At 68.7% G+C, this 21259-nt stretch carries 18 protein-coding genes; 14 read left to right on the top strand and 4 right to left on the bottom strand.

The window, feature by feature from the left end; translation table 11 throughout:
* Nucleotides 1-82: 82 nt before the first annotated feature.
* The 6 genes from VYI76_RS01980 (at nt 83) to VYI76_RS01955 (ending at nt 6723) form a co-directional block, all read left to right on the top strand.
* A complete protein-coding gene (locus VYI76_RS01980; protein ID WP_326523094.1) occupies nt 83-460 on the top strand; it encodes a hypothetical protein in 378 nt (125 codons plus the stop codon).
* 120 nt (nt 461-580) lie between these two features.
* Nucleotides 581-1600 carry an N-acetyltransferase DgcN gene (gene dgcN, locus VYI76_RS01975; RefSeq protein ID WP_326523093.1) on the top strand — a complete coding sequence of 340 codons (1020 nt, stop codon included), beginning with the start codon at nt 581-583 and terminating at the stop codon, nt 1598-1600.
* 8 nt (nt 1601-1608) lie between these two features.
* Nucleotides 1609-2559, top strand: a complete 951-nt coding sequence (gene dgcA, locus VYI76_RS01970; RefSeq protein WP_326523092.1) for an N-acetyl-D-Glu racemase DgcA — start codon at nt 1609-1611, stop codon at nt 2557-2559.
* A 46-nt stretch (nt 2560-2605) separates the two neighbouring features.
* On the top strand, nt 2606-3496 hold the full coding sequence (locus tag VYI76_RS01965) for a LysR family transcriptional regulator (protein ID WP_326523091.1): 891 nt from the start codon (nt 2606-2608) through the stop codon (nt 3494-3496).
* A 96-nt stretch (nt 3497-3592) separates the two neighbouring features.
* The gene (locus VYI76_RS01960) at nt 3593-5131 is read left to right on the top strand and encodes an amidohydrolase family protein (protein ID WP_326523090.1); all 1539 of its coding nucleotides are present in this window, start codon (nt 3593-3595) and stop codon (nt 5129-5131) included.
* 11 nt (nt 5132-5142) lie between these two features.
* Complete coding sequence (locus VYI76_RS01955) at nt 5143-6723, top strand: serine hydrolase domain-containing protein (RefSeq protein ID WP_326523089.1); 1581 nt, start codon at nt 5143-5145, stop codon at nt 6721-6723.
* Between the two features lie 84 nt (nt 6724-6807).
* On the opposite strand, the gene VYI76_RS01950 is transcribed toward VYI76_RS01955, so the two are convergent.
* The 3 genes from VYI76_RS01950 to VYI76_RS01940 form a co-directional block, all read right to left on the bottom strand.
* A complete protein-coding gene (locus VYI76_RS01950) occupies nt 6808-9537 on the bottom strand; it encodes a TonB-dependent receptor domain-containing protein (protein ID WP_326523088.1) in 2730 nt (909 codons plus the stop codon).
* A gap of 138 nt (nt 9538-9675) precedes the next feature.
* Nucleotides 9676-10506, bottom strand: a complete 831-nt coding sequence (locus tag VYI76_RS01945; protein ID WP_326523087.1) for a glutaminyl-peptide cyclotransferase — start codon at nt 10504-10506, stop codon at nt 9676-9678.
* Between the two features lie 72 nt (nt 10507-10578).
* On the bottom strand, nt 10579-11397 hold the full coding sequence (locus VYI76_RS01940) for a cold-shock protein (protein WP_326523086.1): 819 nt from the start codon (nt 11395-11397) through the stop codon (nt 10579-10581).
* A gap of 208 nt (nt 11398-11605) precedes the next feature.
* On the opposite strand from VYI76_RS01940, the gene VYI76_RS01935 reads away from it, so the two are divergent.
* From VYI76_RS01935 to VYI76_RS01905, 7 genes are all read left to right on the top strand, one after another.
* Complete coding sequence (locus VYI76_RS01935; protein WP_326523085.1) at nt 11606-12394, top strand: TerC family protein; 789 nt, start codon at nt 11606-11608, stop codon at nt 12392-12394.
* A gap of 141 nt (nt 12395-12535) precedes the next feature.
* Nucleotides 12536-13156 carry a ribonuclease D gene (locus VYI76_RS01930; protein ID WP_326523084.1) on the top strand — a complete coding sequence of 207 codons (621 nt, stop codon included), beginning with the start codon at nt 12536-12538 and terminating at the stop codon, nt 13154-13156.
* Nucleotides 13156-13800, top strand: a complete 645-nt coding sequence (gene lptC, locus VYI76_RS01925) for an LPS export ABC transporter periplasmic protein LptC (protein WP_326523083.1) — start codon at nt 13156-13158, stop codon at nt 13798-13800. The genes VYI76_RS01930 and lptC overlap by 1 nt, the downstream gene beginning before the upstream one ends.
* On the top strand, nt 13800-14327 hold the full coding sequence (locus tag VYI76_RS01920; protein ID WP_326523206.1) for an LptA/OstA family protein: 528 nt from the start codon (nt 13800-13802) through the stop codon (nt 14325-14327). Before lptC ends, VYI76_RS01920 begins: the two co-directional genes overlap by 1 nt.
* 139 nt (nt 14328-14466) lie before the next feature.
* Nucleotides 14467-15243: an LPS export ABC transporter ATP-binding protein gene (gene lptB, locus VYI76_RS01915; RefSeq protein ID WP_326523082.1), complete on the top strand. Its 777-nt coding sequence runs from the start codon at nt 14467-14469 to the stop codon at nt 15241-15243.
* A 99-nt stretch (nt 15244-15342) separates the two neighbouring features.
* Nucleotides 15343-16806 (top strand): RNA polymerase factor sigma-54, encoded by a 1464-nt coding sequence (gene rpoN, locus VYI76_RS01910; RefSeq protein ID WP_326523081.1) that lies wholly within the window; start codon nt 15343-15345, stop codon nt 16804-16806.
* 43 nt (nt 16807-16849) lie between these two features.
* A complete protein-coding gene (locus VYI76_RS01905; protein ID WP_326523080.1) occupies nt 16850-17233 on the top strand; it encodes a hypothetical protein in 384 nt (127 codons plus the stop codon).
* A 401-nt stretch (nt 17234-17634) separates the two neighbouring features.
* On the opposite strand, the gene VYI76_RS01900 is transcribed toward VYI76_RS01905, so the two are convergent.
* Entirely contained in the window at nt 17635-18633 is a 999-nt protein-coding gene (locus VYI76_RS01900) for a ligase-associated DNA damage response exonuclease (protein WP_326523079.1), read from the bottom strand.
* A gap of 277 nt (nt 18634-18910) precedes the next feature.
* Here VYI76_RS01900 and VYI76_RS01895 point away from each other — a divergent pair, with 277 nt between their 5' ends.
* Nucleotides 18911-21244 (top strand): ligase-associated DNA damage response DEXH box helicase, encoded by a 2334-nt coding sequence (locus VYI76_RS01895; protein ID WP_443018887.1) that lies wholly within the window; start codon nt 18911-18913, stop codon nt 21242-21244.
* Nucleotides 21245-21259: the final 15 nt, after the last annotated feature.

Genomic DNA, 21259 nt, shown 5'->3' with positions numbered 1-21259 from the left:
CCGGTCGACAGATCGCGCCCGTTGACCGCGGGCCGCGCGATCCATAGCCCTCTCGCACCACCAGTGCGGGAGGGCTTTTTCGATGCGGTTCGCGATCATCGCGGCGACGGCGTGTACGCTCGTTCTGCTTTCGCACCCGGCGCACGCGCAGGCGATGACGCTGCACAGCTTCCTGACCAAGGCCAAGGCGCTGGAGGCCAGGGGCATCTTCGCGATGGGATCGCCCGACGTCGCCCTGCTCAGCGACGAGATGACGGCGGTGATGCGCGACTATCAGGCCGACAAGACCGCCAGCGAGAAGGCGGGCCGCCCGTTCGTCTGCGCGCCGCAGGGGACGAAGATGTCGCGCGCCGAGCTGATGAAGGCGTTCGAGGCCATCCCGCCGGGCGAGCGGGGCATGTCGGTGAAGGCTGCCTTCTACCGCGTCGCGCGCAGCCGCTGGCCTTGTCCGAAGTCGTAACGGTCTGGGCGCTGCTGGAGACTTTACCAAGAGTTATAGATTGCGGCATCCTTTGGCGTTGGCGGCGCGGGCGTAACCGGAACAGAGTCCGCCCATCGAACACGGGTGAACGAGGGGTAGATGATTCCGGGGCCATATCTTCTGTATCTGGGCAGCGCGAACGAGCCGCTGTCGGCCAAGACCGCGCGGGGCATCGCGGTGTGGCGTCCGGGTGCCGCGATCGGCGAGATCGCCGAGCCCGGCTGCACCGTCAGCGTCGGCCTGCCGCGCATGACCATCGCCGACAGCGTGGCGGGAGGTGCGCGGACGCTGGTGCTGGGCTTTGCCAACGCGGGCGGAACGATGGATGCGGTGACGGTCGCCCGCGTGCTGGAGGCGATCGGGGCCGGGCTGAATGTCGCGTCGGGCCTCCATGCGCGGCTGTGCGACGTGCCGGAGATCGCCGCCGCGGCGGCGCGGGCCAAGGTGCAACTGATCGACGTGCGCACGCCACCGCCGCTGCCCGTAGGCACGGGCGATCGCCGCGCCGGCCGCCGGCTGCTGACCGTCGGCACCGATTGCGCGGTGGGCAAGATGTACACCACGCTGGCGCTGGAGAAGGAGATGCGCGCACGCGGCATCGCCGCCGATTTCCGCGCGACCGGCCAGACCGGCATCATGATCGCCGGATCGGGCGTTCCGATCGACGCCGTCGTGTCCGATTTCCTGTCAGGCGCGGCCGAATGGCTGACGCCCGCACGTGACGACGACGGCTGGGATCTGATCGAGGGGCAGGGATCGCTGTTCCACCCGTCGTTCGCGGGCGTGTCGCTGGGCCTGCTGCACGGATCGCAGCCCGACGCGCTGGTGCTGTGCCATGAGGCGGGGCGCGAAACTATCCGCCATACCGAGATATATCCGGTGCCCGATCTGGCGTTGTGCCTGGAACGCAACCTGGAGGCCGGGCGGCTGACCAGCCCCAACGTCCGCGCGGTCGGCGTCGCGGTCAACACCTCGCGCCTGCAGGGCGATGCCGCGCAGGCGTACTGCCTGGCGGTGGAGGACCGGCTGGGCCTGCCGTGCCAGGATCCGGTGGCGATGGGCACCGATCGCATCGTGGACAATCTGATCGCATGCTTCGCACCGTCCGTTCCCGCCTAGAGCGGCACATGCTGCGCGCGCCGTTCCGCATCGCGCGGGGCGTGCGCGAGAGCGTCGATGTCGTCGTGGTCGAGATCGATCAGGACGGCGTGACGGGGCGCGGCGAGGGGACGCCCACCGCGCGCTATGGCGAGACGCCTGAGGGCGTATTCGACCAGGTCGGCACGGCGGTGGACGCGGTCGCGCGGGGTGCCGACCGCCAGGCGCTGCGCATGCTGATGCCGCCCGGCGCGGCGCGCAACGCGATCGATTGCGCATTGTGGGATCTGGAGGCGCGGCTGGCGGGTGCGCCTTACGCGCCGCCGGTGACGGGGCTGGTCAGCGCGCGGACGATCTCCATCGACACGCCCGAGGCGATGGGCGCGGCGGCGCGCGCGGTGGCCGATGCGCGGCTCATCAAGGTGAAGCTGGCCGGCGACGATCCTGCCGCCCGGCTGCGCGCGGTGCGCGCCAATGCGCCGGCCGCGACATTGGTGATCGACGCCAACGAGGGCTGGTCGATCGATCTGCTCGCGGCGATGCAGGACGTGCTGGTCGAATGCGACGTCAAGCTGGTCGAACAGCCGTTGCCCGCCGCGGAGGACAGCGCGCTGGCCGGTTTCGTGTCGCGCATCCCGATCTGCGCCGACGAATCCTGCCATGTCGCCGCCGATGTAGCCGGGCTGCGCGACCGCTATGGCTTCGTCAACATCAAGCTCGACAAGACCGGCGGGCTGACCGAGGCGCTCGACCTGCTCGCCACAGCGCGGGGCGCCGGCATGGGGGTGATGGTCGGCTGCATGATCGGCACGTCGCTGGCGATGGCGCCGGCGCTGCGCGTCGCCGCGCACGCGGACTTCGCCGATCTGGACGGGCCATGGTGGCTGCGCGAGGACCGCGTGGGCGGGCTGAGCTTCGCCGAGGACGGTTCGATCGGGGCGCCTTCGGACGATCTGTGGGCGTGCCGGCAAGGCGCGTGACCTCTGCCGCTTGCAGGCGGGGCGGTTCTCCGACAGACCGGCGCGTGTGATAACGCTCCGGCACATCGAGATCTTCCACGCGGTCTACCAGACCGGATCGCTGAGCGGCGCGGCGCGGCTGCTGGGCGTGTCGCAGCCGTCGGTCAGCAAGGTGCTGCGCCATGCCGAATCGCAGCTCGGGCTGGCGCTGTTCCGCGTGGTGAAGGGGCGGCTGGTGGCGACCGACGAAGCGCACCGGCTGTTCGAGGAAGCGGCCGCCGTGCAGGAACGGGTGGCGACGTTGTACGAGGCGGCGCGCAACCTGCGCCGCGCCGATCACGGCCGCTTGCGCGTCGCGACGATCCATTCGCTTGGCCTGCGCATCGTGCCACGCGCGATCGCCGTCTTCGCCGCGCGCTATCCGCAGGTGTCGTTCGACGTGCGGACCTTCCACACCGAGGGGCTGGCCGAGACGCTGCACAGCCGCACCTGCGACCTGTCGATCGGATACGACATCGCCCGCCACCCCCGCCTGGCCAACGTCGTGCTGGGATCGGGCGAACTGGTCGTGCTGTTCCGGCGACAGGATTTGCCCGATCCGCCGCCGCGCATCGCGGTCGAGACGCTGCATCACCTGCGCATGGTCGAACTCATCAACGACGGGACAATCGGCGGCCTGCTGGCGTGGCGCATGGCGCACCGGGAGGACGATCGCGCGACGATCGCGGCCAAGACCTATTTCGTCGCGGCGGCGCTGGTCGAACAGGGCATGGGTTTCGCCGTGATGGACGAATTCACCGCGCGCGCCTGCCTGACGCCTGCCATGGACCTGCGCCCGCTCGACGATCCGATGCGGTTCGACGTGGTCGCCTCGCACCTGGAGGACCAGCCGCTGTCCACGGTGTCGCGCCAGTTCCTCGACAGCGTGCGCAAGGTGCTGGCCGAACCGCGGGCATAACGACCGGCTATGATCGACGCGCGATTTGATGTGCCGATCGCGCGGCGCGTCGCATAGGATCATGCCCTGACAACAGGCATCATTCGGGGGCGTGGCATGGACAAGCGGAAACAGCGGCTGGGCATCGCGATCGCGGCGGCGCTGGTATCGACGGGGCTCGCCGCGACGGCGGGGTGGGCGACGCTGGGCCAGGCGCCTGCCGCTGCCCCGGCCTATGACCTGGTGATCGAGGGCGGACGGGTGATCGACCCCGAGAGCGGGCTCGACGCGGTACGATCGATCGGCATCCGCGACGGGCGGGTGGTTGCGATCTCGGACGCGACACTGGCCGGCAAGGCGCGGATCGACGCGCGCGGGCTGGTGGTGGCGCCGGGCTTCATCGACGTCCATTCGCATGCCCAGACCATCCCCGGCGGCTGGATGCAGGCGTTCGACGGCGTGACGACCGCGCTGGAGCTGGAGACCGGGCGCTGGCCGATCGACGCCAACTACCGCGCGGCGGCGGCGGAAGGGCGGCCGATCAACTACGGCTATTCGGTATCCTGGGGTGGCCTGCGCAGCGAGCTGATGGGCGCCCGCGCCAAGGGCCTGGCGACCGATGCCGAGATAAAGCAGGTGCTGGCGAAGGTCACCGAGGGGCTCGATGCCGGCGGGCTGGGGGTCGGCACGCCGGTCGGCTACTGGACCGAGACCAACCGCACCGAATATTGGGACGTCGCGGCGCTGGCGGCGAAGCGCAACGTGCCGATGTTCACCCATGTGCGCAGCAAGAACGCGCGCGACCCGCACAGCGCGGTCGAGGCGTTCGGCGAGGTGATCGCCACCGCCGCGACGACCGGCGCACACATGCACCTGTGCCACATCAACAGTTCCGGCCTGCGCGACATCCCCCGGCTCAACCGGATGATCGCCAAGGCGCGGTCGTACGGCGTGCCGGTGACCAGCGAGGCCTATCCCTGGGGTGCGGGATCTACCTCGATCAACGCGCCGTTCCTCCAGCCGAAGAACCTGCCGCTGGTCGATATCAAATCGAGCAATATCGAGGTGGTGGCGACCGGCGAGCGCCCCGCTACCGACGAGCGGCTGGCCGAGCTGCAACGCCAGAACCCCAATGCGCGAATCATCGTCCATTATCTGAACGAGGCGGTGGAGGTCGACCGGCGGCTGATCGAACAGGCGGTGCTGCTCGACGACGGCCTGATCGCGAGCGACGCGGTGAATTATTCGATCGGCACGCAGGATCTGGAAAAGGCGACATGGCCGCTGCCGGCGAACGCCGCCGGCCACCCGCGCACCGCCGCGACCTTCACCAAGGTGCTGGGCGAATATGTCCGCGACCGCCGGCTGCTGAGCCTGACCGATGCGATCCGGCGATCAACCCTGCTGCCGGCCAAGCTGATGGAGCCTGTCGCGCCGGGGATGAAGCGCAAGGGGCGGATCAACATGGGGTCGGACGCCGACATCGTCGTGTTCGATCCCGCCACCGTCGGCGCGGCGGCGACCTATGCCAAGCCGACGCTGCCGTCGCGCGGCATGCGCTACGTGCTGGTCGGCGGCAGCTTCGTGATCCGCGACGGCAAGCTGTTGCCCGACGCGCGCCCCGGCAAGCCGGTGCGCGGGAGCATCGCGAAGTGAGGGGCGCGGGCATGAGCCTCGCCGTGCTGGCGGCGATGACCGCGGGCGCGGCCGGCGCGCAGGTGAGCGACGCGCAGTCGCAGGCGGTCGACGCGGTGTTCGCACGCTATGCCGGCACTGCCGTTCCCGGATGCGCGGTGGCGGTGGCGAAGGACGGGCGGACGATCCTCGACCGCGCATATGGCATGGCCGATCTGGAGACGGGCACGCGCGCGACGCCCGCGAGCATCTATGAATCGGGATCGGTATCGAAGCAGTTCACCGCCGCCGCGATCCTGCTGCTGGCGCGCGACGGCAAGCTGCGCCTCGACGACGATATCCGCAAATACCTGCCCGAGATGCCGGATTACGGCGCGCCGGTCACGGTGGGGCAGCTGATCCACCACACCAGCGGCCTGCGCGACTGGGGCGCGGTGGCGGCGATGTCCGGCTGGCCGCGCAATTCGCGCGTGGCGGACAATGCCGACGTGCTGGCGCTCGCGGCGCAGCAGCGCGGGCTGAACTATCCGCCGGGCGCGCACTACACTTACAGCAACACCAACTTCAATCTGGCGGCGATCATCGTCGCGCGGGTTTCCGGCCAGTCGTTCGCGGCGTTCACCGATGCCCGAATCCTGCGCCCGCTGGGGATGAAGGACAGCAGCTGGCGCGAGAATTATGCACGCGTCGTGCCCGGTCGCGCCACCGCCTATGCGCGTGACGGCGGCGCCTATGTCATCGACCAGCCGATCGAGGACGCGCATGGCAACGGCGGGTTGCTGACCACCACTGCGGACATGATCCGCTGGAACGCGGCGCTCGACGCCGACACGCTGGGGCCGGGCTTCACGGCGGAGATGGAGAAGGTGGGCGTCCTCTCCACGGGCACGAAGATCGAATATGCTGCGGGCCTGCGAGTGACGCAGCGCGACGGGCGGCGCGAGGTGGCGCATTCGGGATCGACCGGCGGCTATCGCGCATGGCTGGGGCGCTATCCGGCGGAAAAGCTGTCGGTGGCGTTGCTGTGCAACGCATCCGACGCGAACCCAGTCGATAGCGGCCGCCGGGTCGCAGACGCCTTCCTGCCGAAGACAGCGGCGGTGGCGCGGGCGGCGGGGCCGCTGCCGACCGGCGGCGTCTATCTGAGCGGCCTGACCGGCCTGCCGGTGGAGATAGCGGTGCGCGGCGCCACGCTGACGGCCGACGGTGCGACGCTGACCCCAGCCGGAGCGGGCCGCTGGCAGCGCGGCGACGCGACCTATGTGTTCGACGCGAAGGACGGGCTGACGGTCGAGGCGGTCGGGGATCGCGTGCGCTACGTCCGCGCCACCCCGCCGTCCGCCGCCAACCTGGAGGGGTTCGCCGGCCGCTATTGCGGGGTGGATAATGATTTCTGCCTGATCGTGACGTGGGACGAGACGGGTGCGCTGTCTTTCATCCCGTCGTCGCGGCCCGGCATGGCGGCACAGCCGCTGACCCCGCTGTTCGCGGATGGCTTCGCGGCTGGGAACCGGAATGTGCTGCGGTTCCAGCGCGATGGCGCGGGGCGGGTGACCGGGCTGCGTTACCACGACGATCGCGCGTACGGCGTAGAGTTCGCGCGGGCGAAATAAGCTCCCGTCGCCGCTGGAAGGCGGACAACAAAAAAAGGGCGGGAGCGTTGGAACGCTCCCGCCCTTTTTCGTGAGCCCTCGCCGTCAGAATTTCAGCGAGGTGCCGATCGAATAATAGCGGCCGATCTGGTCGTAATGGATCTGGCCGTAGGTGGTGAGCGGCGGATCGAGATCGAACAGGTTGTTGACCGTGCCGTAGAGCGTGAACGGCCCGACGTTCACCCGCGCGCCCAGATCGACATAGGTCTTGGCCGAGATCGCGTTGTTCGAGATATCGACCGCGGCATTGTACACGCCGCCGCCGACATGCCGCAGCCGCAGGTCGACGCTGCCGCCGGTGCTTTCATAGGTGACGCTGGCGTTGGCGCGCCAGCGCGGCACGCCCGCCGCGCCGTCGCCGACGGTGCCGACCGTCTCCAGCACCGTGATGCCGTCGTCGGAGGTGCGGGTGTCGGTGTAGGTGCCCAGCGCGCGGAAACGCAGCTGGCCGCTGGCGTTCGAGGACAGGTCCGACATCGGCAGGACATAGCTCGCCTCGAAATCGATGCCCTTGGTCTTCAGCCGGGCATAGTTGACGAAGGTCGCGTAGATCGCGGTGATCGCGTTCGCCGAATTGCGTTCGATCTGCCCGCACATCGACGTCTGGCCGTTGAAGCAGCGGGTGACGATGTCCTGCGCGGTCGGCGCGACGATGATGTCGTCGATGTCGATGCTGTAATAGTCGGCCGACAGCTTCAGGCGCGGGATGAAGCCCGGCGACCAGGTGACGCCCGCCGTGAAGGTCTGTGCGACTTCCGGGGTCAGGTTCACGTTGCCGCCGCCGTAGCGCACGGTCGAGGCGGTGTTGCCGGTGAAAGGATCGGCGACCGTGTTGAACGTCGTCGTCAGCGTGGTGTAGAGTTCCGACAGGCCGGCCGAGCGGATATCGCGCGAGCGGGTGACGCGCAGCAGCAGGTCGTCGAACAGCCGCGCGGTGCCGCCCACCTTCCACGACCAGATTCCGCCGGTGTTGCTGTAGTCGGAGTAGCGTGCGCCGGCGTTGACCGCGATCTCCGCCGTGCCCTTGGCATCGAGCAGCGGCAGGCTGACTTCGCCGAAGCCCTCCTTCACGCTGAACGAACCGTCGAGCGGCGCGAAGTTGAGCTGGGTGAAGCCGCGCACGCGCGACACCGGATCGATATCGAGCGAGGTGATCCCCTCGCGCCGCGCCTCGGCGCCGATCGCGACGGCCAGCGGACCCGCCCACAGCGACAGCGCCTCGCCGCGCAGGCTGAAGCCGCCGCTGTCGAGCGTTTCGTTGGTGCCGCCGTAAGCTTCGGTGAAGGCGTAGGCGATCGCCTCCTTCGACGCGCGGCCCGATCCGAACACGTCGAGCGGACGGCACGGCGTGTTCGGCGTGGTCAGCGCGACGCGGCAGACGATGTTGCCGCTGGTATCGCGCACCGCGTCAAGCGCGTTGGCCAGGTTGGTGGTGATGCGCTGGTTCTGGTAGCTGCGCGCGTCGCGCGACTCGCCGTGGCTGTAGAAGGCGCTGTATTTCCACCGGCCGTCGCTGAACGATCCGTCGATACCGATGCCGCCTTCCCAGGTGGAGCGGCGGTAGCCGAAGACGCGCTGGCCATAGTCGGTGAAGATGCGGCCGAGCGAAAAGGTCGTCTGGCCCGCCGCGACCAGCTGGTTGCGGATGTCAGTGCGCAGGAAGGGGTTGTCGCGCGAGAAAGTCAGGTTGCCGCGCGCGACTTCCGAATAGAACAGATATTGCGCGGAGATGTTGTTGTAGAGTCCATCGACCCACAAGGTCGTGTCGTCGGCCACGTCGAACGACAGGCGGCCATAGCTGTTGTAGCGTTCGTAAGGCGCCGACATCGGATATTCGTCGGTGCTGCTGATGCCTTCGCCGCCGACCATCACCTGCGACGTACGCGGGCTGCCGAAGATGAACGGGCGCAGCGTGCCGTCGGGGTTGAACGTCTGGCCCGCCAGCGCGCCGCTGACGATCAGGCCGCCGGGGCTGGCGTTGGAGAAGTTGACGTCGCGCATCAGGATGAAGGCGGACTGGCCGTTGGTCGCGGTGTAGGTCGGGTTGGCGTAGACTGCGGTGCTGCCGATGTTGGGCCGGCTGTCGCGATTGAACGCGCCCAATTCCTTGGTGAAGCTGCCGCCGATCGCGAAATGGCCGCGGCCGTCGGCAAAGCTGGTGCCCCAGCTGGCATCGGCGCTGTAGCGCGCGGCGTCACCCCGGCTGGAGATGCCGGCCTGGGCGTCGAGCGTCAGGCCCTTGGCCTTGCGATCGAGCAGGATGTTGACGACGCCGGACACCGCGCCTGAGCCATAGGCGGCGGCGGCGCCCCCGGTGACGATCTCGACGCGTTCGACCAGCGGTAGCGGGATGACGTTGAGGTCGCCGACGCCGACCGAGCGGCGACCGTTGAGCAGGACCAGCGTGCGCACCGAGCCGAGCCCGCGCAGATCGGCGGTGGTGGTGCCCGAACTGGTGTTGGCGACGGTCGATTGCGGCGTGGTGGTCGCGCGGAACTGGGGCAGGTCGTTCAGCACCTGGCCGATGCTCGGGCGATTGCCCAGCCGCAGTTCGGTCGCGCCGACGACGGTGGTGGGGGTCGGCGCGTCGAAGCCACCGATATCGATGCGCGACCCGGTAACGACGACGTCCTGCCCGCCATCGGACGCGGTGTCGGCGGCCGGCGGCGTCGTGACGGTCTGGGCGGTGGCGGGCATCGCCCAGATCGCGCCGCAGGCCAGTGCCGCCGCCATCGCGGCGCGGCTGCCGCCGCGACGAAGATTTCCGTATCGCATCGTTGTTCCCCAAGCTCCCTGATCGAAGCATGACGATTTCATTTCATTGCAATGCAGCACCAGCCAAAGGATGTGCAGCCGCTATAACCGCAGGTTGGGGCGTAAGACCGCCGACGCGCGCCAGCCGCGCGCGCCGGATCAGACGGCCGGAACCAGCTTCACCTCGAACAGGGTCGGCCACAGCTTGCCGGTGACAAACATCCGGCGCGCCTTCGCGTCCCAGGCGATGCCGTTGAGCACCGCGTCGCTGTCGGTCGGGGCGACTTCGCCGCGGAGTGCGCCGGCGTCGATGATCCGGGTGACGCGGCCGTCGGCGGGATCGATCGCGACGATATAATCGGTCTGCCAGACGTTGGCATAGACCTGGCCGTCGATCACCTCCAGCTCGTTGAGCTGGTCGAGCGGGCGGCCGCGCACCGTCACCGAAACGCGGCGGCGCTCGGCGAGCGTGTCGGGATCGAGGAAGCGCAGCGCCGACGTGCCGTCCGACAGCACCAGCGAATCGTCCAGCGTCGTGAGGCCCCAGCCTTCGCCGGGGTAGCGGCGCGCGCCCTCTGGCTTCAGGCTGGCGACGTTCCACCGGTGGGCGATGCCGTGCGTCCAGGTCAGGCTGACCAGCGTCGTCTTCCACAGCGCCAGCCCTTCGCCGAACTGGTCGGCGGGAATCGCGCGGCGCGCGAGCACGCGACCGTCCGCCAGCGCGACGCGGCGCACTTCGGACCGGCCCTCCTTGCCGGTACTCTCGTAGAGGTGCCCGGCGTGCCACAGCAGCCCCTGGGTGAAGGCGCGGGGATCGTGCGGGAAGCGCGCGACGACCTCGATGCGGTAGAGCGGGACGGGGGCCGCTTGCGGGGCAGGCGCGGTCTGCGGCGTCGGTGCGGGCTGAACGGCCTGGGGCGCTGCGGCGCCGAGCAGGGCGGCGGGAAGCGCGAGCGCGAGGGCCGCGCGCAACGGACGGAAAGCGATCATCGCCGCTGCGCATAAAGCAAAACGGGCGGCGCCGCATCCGGCACCGCCCGTTCTGGACGAAACGAGTTTCGCTTACTGCTTGTTGAGGTTCACCGCGGCGTGCTTGCCGCGACGATCGACCTCAAGCTCGAAATCGAGCCGGTCGCCCTCGTTCAGCGTCGGCAGGCCGGCGCGCTCGACGGCGGAGATGTGGACGAACGCGTCGGGCTGTCCGTCATCGCGCTGGATGAAGCCGAAGCCCTTCATCGCGTTGAAGAACTTGACCGTGCCGCTGGCCTTCTCGCCGGTCAGCTGCCGCTGCGGCGCGCCGCCGCGATCACCGCCACCGAAGCCGCCGCCTTCGCGCGGAGCGCGGTCACGCGGAGGGCCGCGGTCCTCGACCGGCATCGGCTCTCCGTCGATCTTGAGTTCGGTCGCCGAGATGCGGCCACCGCGATCGACCAGGGTGAAGCCGAGCGGCTGACCCTCGGCCAGGCCGGTCAGGCCCGCCTGCTCGACGGCCGAGATATGGACGAACACGTCCTCGCCGCCGTCATCACGGACGACGAAGCCGAAGCCCTTCTGGCCGTTGAAGAACTTAACGACGCCGGTGCCTTCGCCGATCACCTGGGGGGGCATGCCGCGGCCGCCGCCGAAGCCGCCACCACCACCGCCGCCGCCGAAGCCGCCACCGCCGCCGCCACGGAAGCCGCCGCCACCGCCGCCGAAGCCGCCGCGATCACCGCCGCCATAACCGCCGCCGCCGCCGAAGCCACCGCCGCCGCCGAAGCCGCCGCCGCCGAAGCCGCCGCGATCACCGCCGCCGAAACCGCCTTCGTCGCCACCGAAACCGTCGCGCTTGTCGCGACCGCGACCACCGCGATCCCCGCGGCCACCTTTATTGAAACTCATAACCCTGTTCGTCTTCCCGGGCCGTCCGAAACCGTCAAAACCGATGCGCCGGACGACGGACGCAGGTTCCCGCACGCTGCACGCGCACGTTAGAGACTCGCAGGCATAGACGAAATCGCAGGCGCCCGCGAACGAATTCGACGCTTTTGTGGCGGTTCGTCGACTGATCCTTGCGCATCTGTGGCGCTTTCGGCACATCTAGCCGTCTATGGACTCCATAACGCCGCTGCTGTCGGACCCCGCTGCCTGGGCCGCCCTCATCACCCTGATCGTGATGGAGGTGGTGCTGGGGATCGACAACCTCATCTTCATCTCGATCCTGTCGAACAAGCTGCCCGAGGGGCAGCGGCAAAAGGCGCGGCGCATCGGCATCGGGCTGGCGCTGGTGATGCGACTCGCGCTGCTGTCGATGATCGCGTGGATCGTCGGGCTGACCGCGCCGGTGTTCGATCTGGGGTGGAGCGCGGTCGATACGACCGGCCACGTGCTCTACGAAACCGAATTCTCGTGGCGCGACATCATCCTGATCGCCGGCGGCCTGTTCCTGGTCTGGAAGGCGACCAAGGAAATCCACCATTCGATCGACCATGAGGAATCGGGCGAGACGCTCGACAAGTCGGGCAAGGTGGCGATGAGCTTCGGCTCGGCGATCGTCCAGATCCTGCTGCTCGACATGGTCTTCTCAATCGATTCGATCCTGACCGCGGTGGGCATGACCGAACATCTGCCGATCATGGTGACGGCGGTCGTGTTCGCGGTGCTGGTGATGCTGCTGGCGGCCGATCCGCTGGCGAACTTCATCAACAGGAACCCGACGGTCGTGATGCTGGCGCTGGGCTTCCTGCTGATGATCGGCATGGTGCTGATCGCCGAGGGCTTCGGCGCGCATGTGCCCAAGGGCTATATCTACACCGCCATGGCGTTTTCCGCCGGGGTCGAGATCCTCAACATCTTCGCGCGGCGCCGCCGTGTGAAGAAGGAGGCGGCGGCCGAATAGGGCTGGGACGATGCGGCGAAGCCGCGTCGTCGGACGCGCTGCGCGCGCCGGCCGGCCCGGCGGATGTCGGGAGGCTGCTGGCGAATACGGTGACGGGCTAGGTTGTTGTCCGTTCATCGATCGACGCCTATGTGCCGGGGCATGACCGTACACCTGCACGAAGAAGACATCCCCGCCGGCCTGTTCGCGCCCGGCGCGTCGATCGCCGTCGATACCGAGACTATGGGGCTGATCACCCCGCGCGACCGGCTGTGCGTCGTCCAGCTTTCGGACGGCGGGCCGGACGAGCACCTCGTCCGCTTTTCGCCGGGCAGCGACTATGCCGCGCCCAACCTGAAGGCGCTGCTGGCCGATACGTCGCGCACCAAGCTCTATCACTTCGGGCGGTTCGATATCGCCGCGATCCAATATTATCTCGGCGTGGTCGCGGCGCCGGTCTATTGCACCAAGATCGCGTCGCGACTGGTGCGGACCTATACCGACCGCCACGGGCTGAAGGATCTGGTGCGCGAACTGCTGGGGCAGGAAATCTCCAAGGCGCAGCAATCGTCCGACTGGGGCGGCCCGGACCTGAGCGATGCGCAGAAGGACTATGCCGCGTCGGATGTGCGCTACCTCCACCGCATGAAGGAGGAACTCGACCGCCGGCTCGCCCGCGAAGGCCGCACCGCGCTCGCCCAGGCGTGCTTCGATTTCCTGCCGCACCGCGCCGCGCTGGACATCGCCGGCTGGCCCGAAACCGACATCTTCGCGCATATCTGATGTCGCAGGCCGCCGTCATCGAACGCAGCCAGCGCCAGAAATGGGCGGCGCCGGGCAGTCGGCACGACCGGCTGATCGGGCTGCTGCAGGTGCTGCTGCCGATGGGGATCGGCATCCTCGCCGCGTTCCTGGTGATGGCGCCGCTGTTCATGGGCGGCGACGTCAGCTTCGTGCTCGACAAGAACAAGGTCGAGGTCGCGCGCGAACGGATGAAGATCGAGGCGGCGCAGTATCGTGGCCAGGATGCGAAGGGTCAGGCGTTCACGCTCGACGCCGGTTCCGCGCTCCAGCGCAGCTCGGCGGAGCCGGTGGTCGAGCTGAACAAGCTCGCCGCCCAGCTCCAGATGCGTGACGGTCCCGCGCGGCTGACCGCGCCGAGCGGACGCTACGACATGCGCGACGAGAAGGTGAAGGTCGACGGCCCGATCCGCTTTTCCGCCGCCGACGGCTATACGCTGGGCACCGCCGACGCGACGGTCGACCTCAAATCCCGCACGCTGGCGAGCGAGGGAGCGGTGTCCGGCACCACGCCGATGGGCGATTTCAGCGCCAACCGCCTGTCCGCCGACCTGGAGGGGCGTGTCGTCCGGCTGGAGGGAAATGCCCGCTTGCGGATCGTTCCCGGTCAGGCGAATAGGCGGTGATGCGCGTTCCCGCCGCCCTGCTTTCGTTCGCCCTGCTTGCGGCATCCGCGAGCGCGCAGACGCGCCACAATTCGAACGCGCCGATCGATTTCAATGCCGGCACGATCGAGCTGCAGGACCGGGCGAACCGCGCGATCCTGTCGGGCGGGGTCAATGTACGCCAGGCTGGCATGTCGCTCGACGCCGCGCGGATGACGGTCAACTACACCGGCAAGGTCACCGACGGATCGCCGCAGGTCTCGCGGCTCGACGCCTCGGGCGGGGTAACCGTGTCCCGGCCCGACCAGCGCGCGCGCTCGCAATATGCGGTCTATGACCTCAACCGGCGCGTCATCACGATGCTGGGCGGGGTCAGCCTGATGCAGGGCGGCAACACGGTGAACGGCGGTCGGCTGACGATCAACCTCGACACCGGTCGCGCGACGATCGACGGATCGTCGCTGGGCACGACCAAGGCGCCCGACGGCACCGTCATCCAGCAGGGCGGGCGGGTGACCGGCCGCTTCTCGGTGCCCAACCGAGACTAGCCGCTCGTCTCGGGGAGGAGGGAGAAACGGCTCTTCTCACCGCTTTCGGCTTCCCCTCGTCCCGCTTTCCATGCATGAATCCTGCCAACCGCGTCGCCGCTAAGGTTTCGCTAACCATGTCGTGCCAGCAGGATCATCGATGACCGATGTCGCCACCCTCGAAGCCGCCCCGCCGGTGCCCCCCGTCGAGACGCGGAACGGCCTGGCGGTCGTGTCGATCGCCAAGGCGTACGACAAGCGCGCGGTGCTGACCGACGTGTCGCTGACGGTAGGGCACGGCGAGGTGATCGGGCTGCTCGGCCCCAACGGCGCGGGCAAGACGACCTGCTTCTATTCGGTGATGGGGCTGGTGAAGCCCGATTCGGGCCGCATCATGCTGGACGGCGAGGATATCACCGGCCTGCCGATGTACCGCCGCGCGATACTGGGCCTCGGCTATCTGCCGCAGGAGACCTCGATCTTCCGCGGGCTCAGCGTGGAGAAGAACATCCTGGCGGTGCTCGAACTGGCCGAACCGGCGAAGGACGCGCGTCAGGCGAAGCTCGACAAGCTGCTCGACGAATTCGGCCTGACCCGGCTGCGCGACGCGCCGGCGATGGCGCTGTCGGGCGGCGAGCGGCGACGGGCGGAGATCGCGCGCGCGCTGGCGGCGGACCCGTCGATCATCCTGCTCGACGAGCCGTTCGCCGGCATCGACCCGCTGTCGATCAGCGACATCCGCGATCTGGTGAAGACGCTGAAGAACCGCGGCATCGGCGTGCTCATCACCGATCACAACGTCCGCGAGACGCTCGACATCGTCGATCGCGGCTACATCATCTACGACGGCCGCGTGCTGTTCGCGGGATCGCCCGAGGCGCTGGTGGCGGACGAGAACGTCCGGCGCCTGTATCTGGGCGAGGGATTCTCGCTGTGAGCATTTCCGCCGTCATCCCGGCGAACGCCGGGATTTCAAGCAACGGGCGGTTCGCTTGCGGCCCGAGACCCCAGCTTTCGCTGGGGTGACGATCGCGCCATGAGCCTCGCGCCGCGCCTCGACCTCCGGCAGTCGCAATCGCTGGTGATGACGCCGCAGCTGCAGCAGGCGATCCGCCTGCTTGCGCTGTCGAACCTCGAGATCGAGGGGTTCATCGCCGAGGAGATCGAGAAGAACCCGCTGCTGGAGGCCGGGGCGACCGATGCGGTCGATCGGCCCGAGCCGGTGGTGGCCGAGCCGTCAGAATCGGGCGGCGGGGACGGCGAGGCGGCGCTCGACATCGACCGGTCGGCCGCGTTCGACGAGGATTCGCCCGCCGACCGCCAGGGCGCGCTCGACGGCGGCATGGGGCTGGGCGGCGCCGGGAACGGCGCTGGCCCCGAGGACGGGCCGGATCTCGATGGTTTCGCCAATCCGGATATCAGCCTGGCGGACCATCTGCTCGCGCAGGCGGGAACGGCGGTCCCCGGTGCGGACATGTTCGTCGCCGCGCATCTGATCGACCAGATCGACGAGGCGGGCTACCTCACCGCGCCGCTGCTCGACATGGCCAACCGGCTGGGCGTGCCGCTCGCGCGGGTCGAGGCGGTGCTGGGCGTGATCCAGACGTTCGACCCGACCGGCGTCGGCGCGCGCAACCTTGCCGAATGCATCGCGCTGCAGGCGAGGGAGGCCGACCGCTACGATCCGGCGATGGCCGCGCTGATCGACAACCTGGACCTCGTCGCACGGGGCGAGCGCGCGCGGCTGAAGCGTATCTGCGGCGTCGATGACGAAGACCTGTCCGACATGATCCGCGAACTGCGCGATTACGATCCCAAGCCCGGCTGCCGATATGGCGGCGAGCCCGCGGTGGCGGTGATTCCCGACGTGTTCGTCGCCGAACGCGGCGAGGGCTGGGGGATCGAGATCAATGGCGCGACGCTGCCGCGCGTGCTGGTCAACCGTCGCTATTATGCCGAGCTGTCGAAGGCGGGCGGCGGCGACAAGGCATCGAAGGCGTGGCTTTCCGATTGCCTGGCCAGCGCCAACTGGCTGGTGAAGGCGCTCGACCAGCGCCAGCGCACGATCCTGAAGGTCGCCGGTGAGATCGTGAAGCAGCAGGAGGGATTCTTCCGCCACGGCGTCGCGCACCTGCGCCCGTTGACCCTGGCCAAGGTCGCCGAGGCGATCGAGATGCACGAATCCACCGTCAGTCGCGTCACCAGCAACAAATACCTCAGCTGCAAGCGCGGGCTGTTCGAGATGAAATACTTCTTCACCAGCGCGATCCAGGCGGCCGACGGCGGCGAGGCGGTGTCGGCGGAAGCGGTGAAATCGGCGATCAGGGCGCTGATTTCCGCCGAAGGGCCCAAGGCGATCCTGAGCGACGATACGCTGGTCGATATGCTCAAGGGCAAGGGATTCGACATCGCGCGTCGCACCGTCGCCAAATATCGCGAGGCGATGGGCATCGGCAGTTCGGTCCAGCGCCGGCGGCAAAAGGCGCTGGAAGGCGCCTGAGTCTTTACGCTTTGGCAAGCCGCCACCGGTTACCACTGCCGAAATGAGCGCCGAACACGCCATCATTGTCGATCCTGCCCGGCGACTGCTCGACGTGCGGATGGGCGGCTTCTACACGCCCGACGATGTGCGCGGCTATCGCCAGGCGATCGAGGCGGCGAGTGTGGAACTGGGCGGCGATCCGGGGCGTCAGCGGATGATCTGCGACATCACCGAGATGCAGATTCAGCCGCAGGAAACCGTCGCCGCGTTCGCCGGCTTCATGGCCGATCCGCGCTATGCGACGCGCAAGGTTGCCTTCATCGTCAGCGCGACGCTCGCCCGCATGCAGATCGAGCGCGCCAAGGGTGGTCGCCATGCGCAGACCTTCCTCAACCGCGCCGACGCGCTGGCGTGGCTGCTGGCGGAAGACCGCGCGGCGGCCTGAGCTCGACTGAGTCATATCCCGTCACCGTTCGTGCTGAGCCTGTCGAAGCACTGTTCTTGTTTCTGACCTCACTGCCCGGGCGCAGTAAGAAGGGCAGCCCTTCGACAAGCTCAGGGCGAACGGAGTCTCGCTAGGGTCAGGCCGCATTAATTGCGATGGTCGTGATTGCCCGGACGTGTTCGTCCGACAAGGAGCGGGTCGCAGCGCGTAGCAGAGCTACACGCAAGACCCGCAACGCCGATCGGCGGGCGCGTCCGGGCAACCGCGAAGCGGCGGGCGGATTTCGGCCCAGGGCGGCGTCGATCGTCGGTCACGATGCATTGGCATCGCTCCACTCCTCTCTCCTTGCCCCGAACCAAAATCCGCTCCGTCACGTCCATCGCAATTAATGCGGCCTGACCCTAGTCATCCTCGTCGTCGAACCCGACGAGGTCGAGCGCGCGGGCCCTGATCTGGTGGAGCGCGCACCAGTGGACCAGGGCGTCCTCGCGGCCGTGGGTGACCCAGACTTCCTTCGGCGCCAGTTCCAGGATCGTCGCGGTCAGTTCGTCCCAGTCGGCGTGGTCGGAAAGGATCAGCGGCAGTTCGACATTCCTCTGCCGCGCGCGCTGGCGCACCGTCATCCAGCCGCTCGCCATAGCAGTGATCGGATCGGGCAGGCGGCGCGACCAGCGATCGTTGAGCGCTGAAGGGGGGGCGATGACGATGCGGCCCTGCATCTCCGCCTTCGCGGCGCCGGTCGCCGGACGGAGATCGCCGAGATCGACGCCGTGTTCGACGTAGAGGTCGCACAGCCGCTGCAGTGCGCCGTGCAGGTAGATCGGATCGTCGAACCCCATCACGCGCAATTCGCGGATCACCCGCTGCGCCTTGCCCAGCGCATAGGCGCCGACCAGCACGCAGCGATCCGGGTTGGCGCGCAGCACGGTCAGCAGCTTGTCCATCTCGTCATGCGTTTCCGGATGGCGGAAGACGGGCAGGCCGAACGTCGCCTCGGTGACGAACACGTCGCACTTGACCGGCTCGAAGCGGGCACAGGTCGGGTCGGCGCGGCGCTTGTAGTCGCCCGACACGACGACGCGCTCGCCGCGATGATCGAGTACGATCTGGGCGGAGCCGAGCACATGGCCGGCCGGAACGAACCCCACCTCGATCCCGCCGAGCGTCAGCGTCTCGCCGCAGGCGACGGGGCGCCCGGCCTGCGGGCCGTAGCGGACCTCCATGATCGCCAGCGTCTCCGGCGTCGCCCACACCTCGCCATGCCCGCCGCGCGCGTGATCGGCGTGGCCGTGGGTGACGAGCGCGCGCGGCACCGGGCGCGAGGGATCGATCCACGCATCGGCGGCGGGCAGATAGATTCCGTGGGGGTGCGCCTCCACCCAGTCGCCGAGCCGTGGCATGCTGCCTATATGGGCGGGGGGCGGGAAGGTTCCATCCGGGGTTATGTCCAGCGAGCAATGCCCCCGTTCGGCCTGTGGCGCGAAGGAAGGCAGTGCTTCGACAGGCTCGGCACGAACGGTTGCGGGTGGCGGGCGATCCTTGGCTTGCTCCTCCGCTGGACCCGCCCCGTCAGCGCCCCCATATCCTCCGGCGTTGACCGACGCGCCCTTCCTTCCCTCTGCCCTGACCGACTGGTTCGCTACGCGCGGATGGGCGCCGCGCCGGCACCAGCTGGATATGCTCGCCGCCGGTCGTGCGGGCGAGCACGCGTTGCTCGTCGCGCCGACGGGCGCGGGCAAGACGCTGTCGGGGTTCCTGCCGACGCTGGTTGAGCTGATCGAGCGCCCGCACGGCGGGCTGCACACGCTCTATGTCTCGCCACTCAAGGCGCTGGCGGTCGATGTGCAGCGTAACCTGATGACGCCGATCGAGCAGATGGGCCTGAACATCAGCGTCGAGGCGCGCAGCGGCGACACGCCGAGCGACCGCAAGGCGCGCCAGCGCGCGAACCCGCCGCACATCCTGCTGACCACGCCGGAATCGCTCAGCCTGCTGCTCAGCTATCCCGACAGTTTCGGCATGTTCGCGACGCTGAAGACCGTGGTGATCGACGAGGTTCATGCGTTCGCGACAGGCAAGCGCGGCGACCTGCTGGCGCTGGGGCTGGCCCGGTTGCAGCGGATCGCGCCGGGGCTGCGCCGCGTCGCGCTGTCCGCCACCGTCGCCGATCCCGACGGTTATCGCGCCTGGCTGGCGCCCGACGGCGATATCGATGCGGTGCGGCTGGTGGTTGGGGAGAAGGGCGCGGAGCCCGACATCGCGATCCTGCTGCCCGAGGGGCGCGTGCCGTGGTCGGGCCATTCGGGCCGCTACGCCGCGCCCCAGGTGATGGCCGAGATCGAGACCCACGGCACGACGATCGTGTTCTGCAACACGCGGAGCCTCGCCGAGCTGATCTTCCAGGATCTGTGGAAGGAAAACCGGCTGGCGCTGCCGATCGGCATCCATCACGGCAGCCTCGCGAAAGAGGCGCGGCGCAAGGTGGAGGGGGCGATGGCGGACGGGCGGCTGCGCGCGCTGGTCGCCACCGCCAGCCTCGACCTGGGCGTCGACTGGGGCAATGTCGATTGCGTGATCCAGATGGGCGCGCCCAAGGGATCGAGCCGGATGCTCCAGCGCATCGGCCGCGCCAACCACCGGCTCGACGAACCGTCTGAAGCCGTGCTCGTCCCCGGCAACCGCTTCGAATATCTGGAGGCGCGGGCGGCACTGGACGCGGTCGAGGCGGGCGAGCTCGATCCCGACATCTTCCGGTCCGGCGCGCTCGACGTGCTGGCGCAGCATATCATGGGCGTCGCGTGCGCGGCGCCGTTCGCCGCCGCCGACCTGCTGGGCGAAATCCGCGCGGCGCTGCCCTATTCGGCGTTGTCCGAAGAGACGTTCGAGCGCGTGCTGCAGTTCATCGCCGACGGCGGCTATGCCCTGCGCGCCTATGACCGGTTCAAGCGGCTGACGAAGGATGCCGACGGCGTGTGGCGGGTCAGCCATCCGCGTTTCATCGCCCAGCACCGGTTGAACGCCGGGATCATCGTCGATGCGGTCACGCTCGATGTGCGGTTCAGGAACGGTCGCAGGCTGGGGACGGTCGAGGAATATTTCGCCTCGACCCTGTCGGTCGGCGATACCTTCTTCTTCGCCGGGCTGAGCCTGGAGGTCGAGCGGGTCGACATCGCCGACCTGTGGGTGCGCGCGACGACGCGGCCGGCGCGCATTCCCACCTATGTCGGCACGCGCATGGCGTTGTCGACCAACCTGGCGCAACGCGTACGCGGCTTCTTGCACGATCGCGCTGAATGGCACCGCTTCCCCGACGATGTGCGCGACTGGCTGGAAGTGCAGGATCGCCGGTCCGCTCTGCCCGCGCCCGACCAGCTGCTGGTCGAGACGTTCGAGCGCGAGGGGCGGCACTATCTGGTCGCCTACAGCTTCGAGGGGTGGAACGCCCACCAGTCGCTCGGCATGCTCATCACGCGGCGAATGGAGGCGCTGGGGCTGAAGCCGATCGGCTTCGTGTCGAACGACTATGCGCTGGCGGTGTACGGGCTGGAGCCGATCGACGATCCCGCCGCGCTGTTCTCGCCCGACATCCTCGAACATGAATTCGTCGAGTGGGTGCAGGGATCGGCCCTGCTGAAGCGCGCGTTCCGCGAGGTGGCGGTGATCGGCGGGCTGGTCGAGCGGCAGCATCCGGGCAGGCGCAAGTCGGGCAAGCAGGTGACGTTTTCGACCGACCTGATCTATGACGTGCTGCGCCGGTACGAGCCGACCCACCTGCTGCTCCAGGCAGCGTGGGACGATGCCCGCGCGCGGATGACTGACGTCGGGCGGCTGGCCGACCTGCTCGATCGCGCCGCCGGCACGATGCTCCACGTCCGGCTCGATCGGATCAGCCCGCTGGCAGTGCCCGTGCTGGTGCTGATCGGGCGCGAAAGCGTGGCGCAGGGTTCCGCAGACGACGCGCTGCTGACCGAGGCCGAGGCGCTGGCTACGGAGGCGATGCAGCTCGATTGACGGGGGGATGTCGCC

It is taken from the genome of Sphingomonas sp. (genome assembly GCF_035910975.1).
Lineage (GTDB): Bacteria > Pseudomonadota > Alphaproteobacteria > Sphingomonadales > Sphingomonadaceae > Sphingomonas.
Note: the sequence above shows the minus strand (reverse complement) of the source record. Positions and strands in the feature narration are given on the sequence as shown.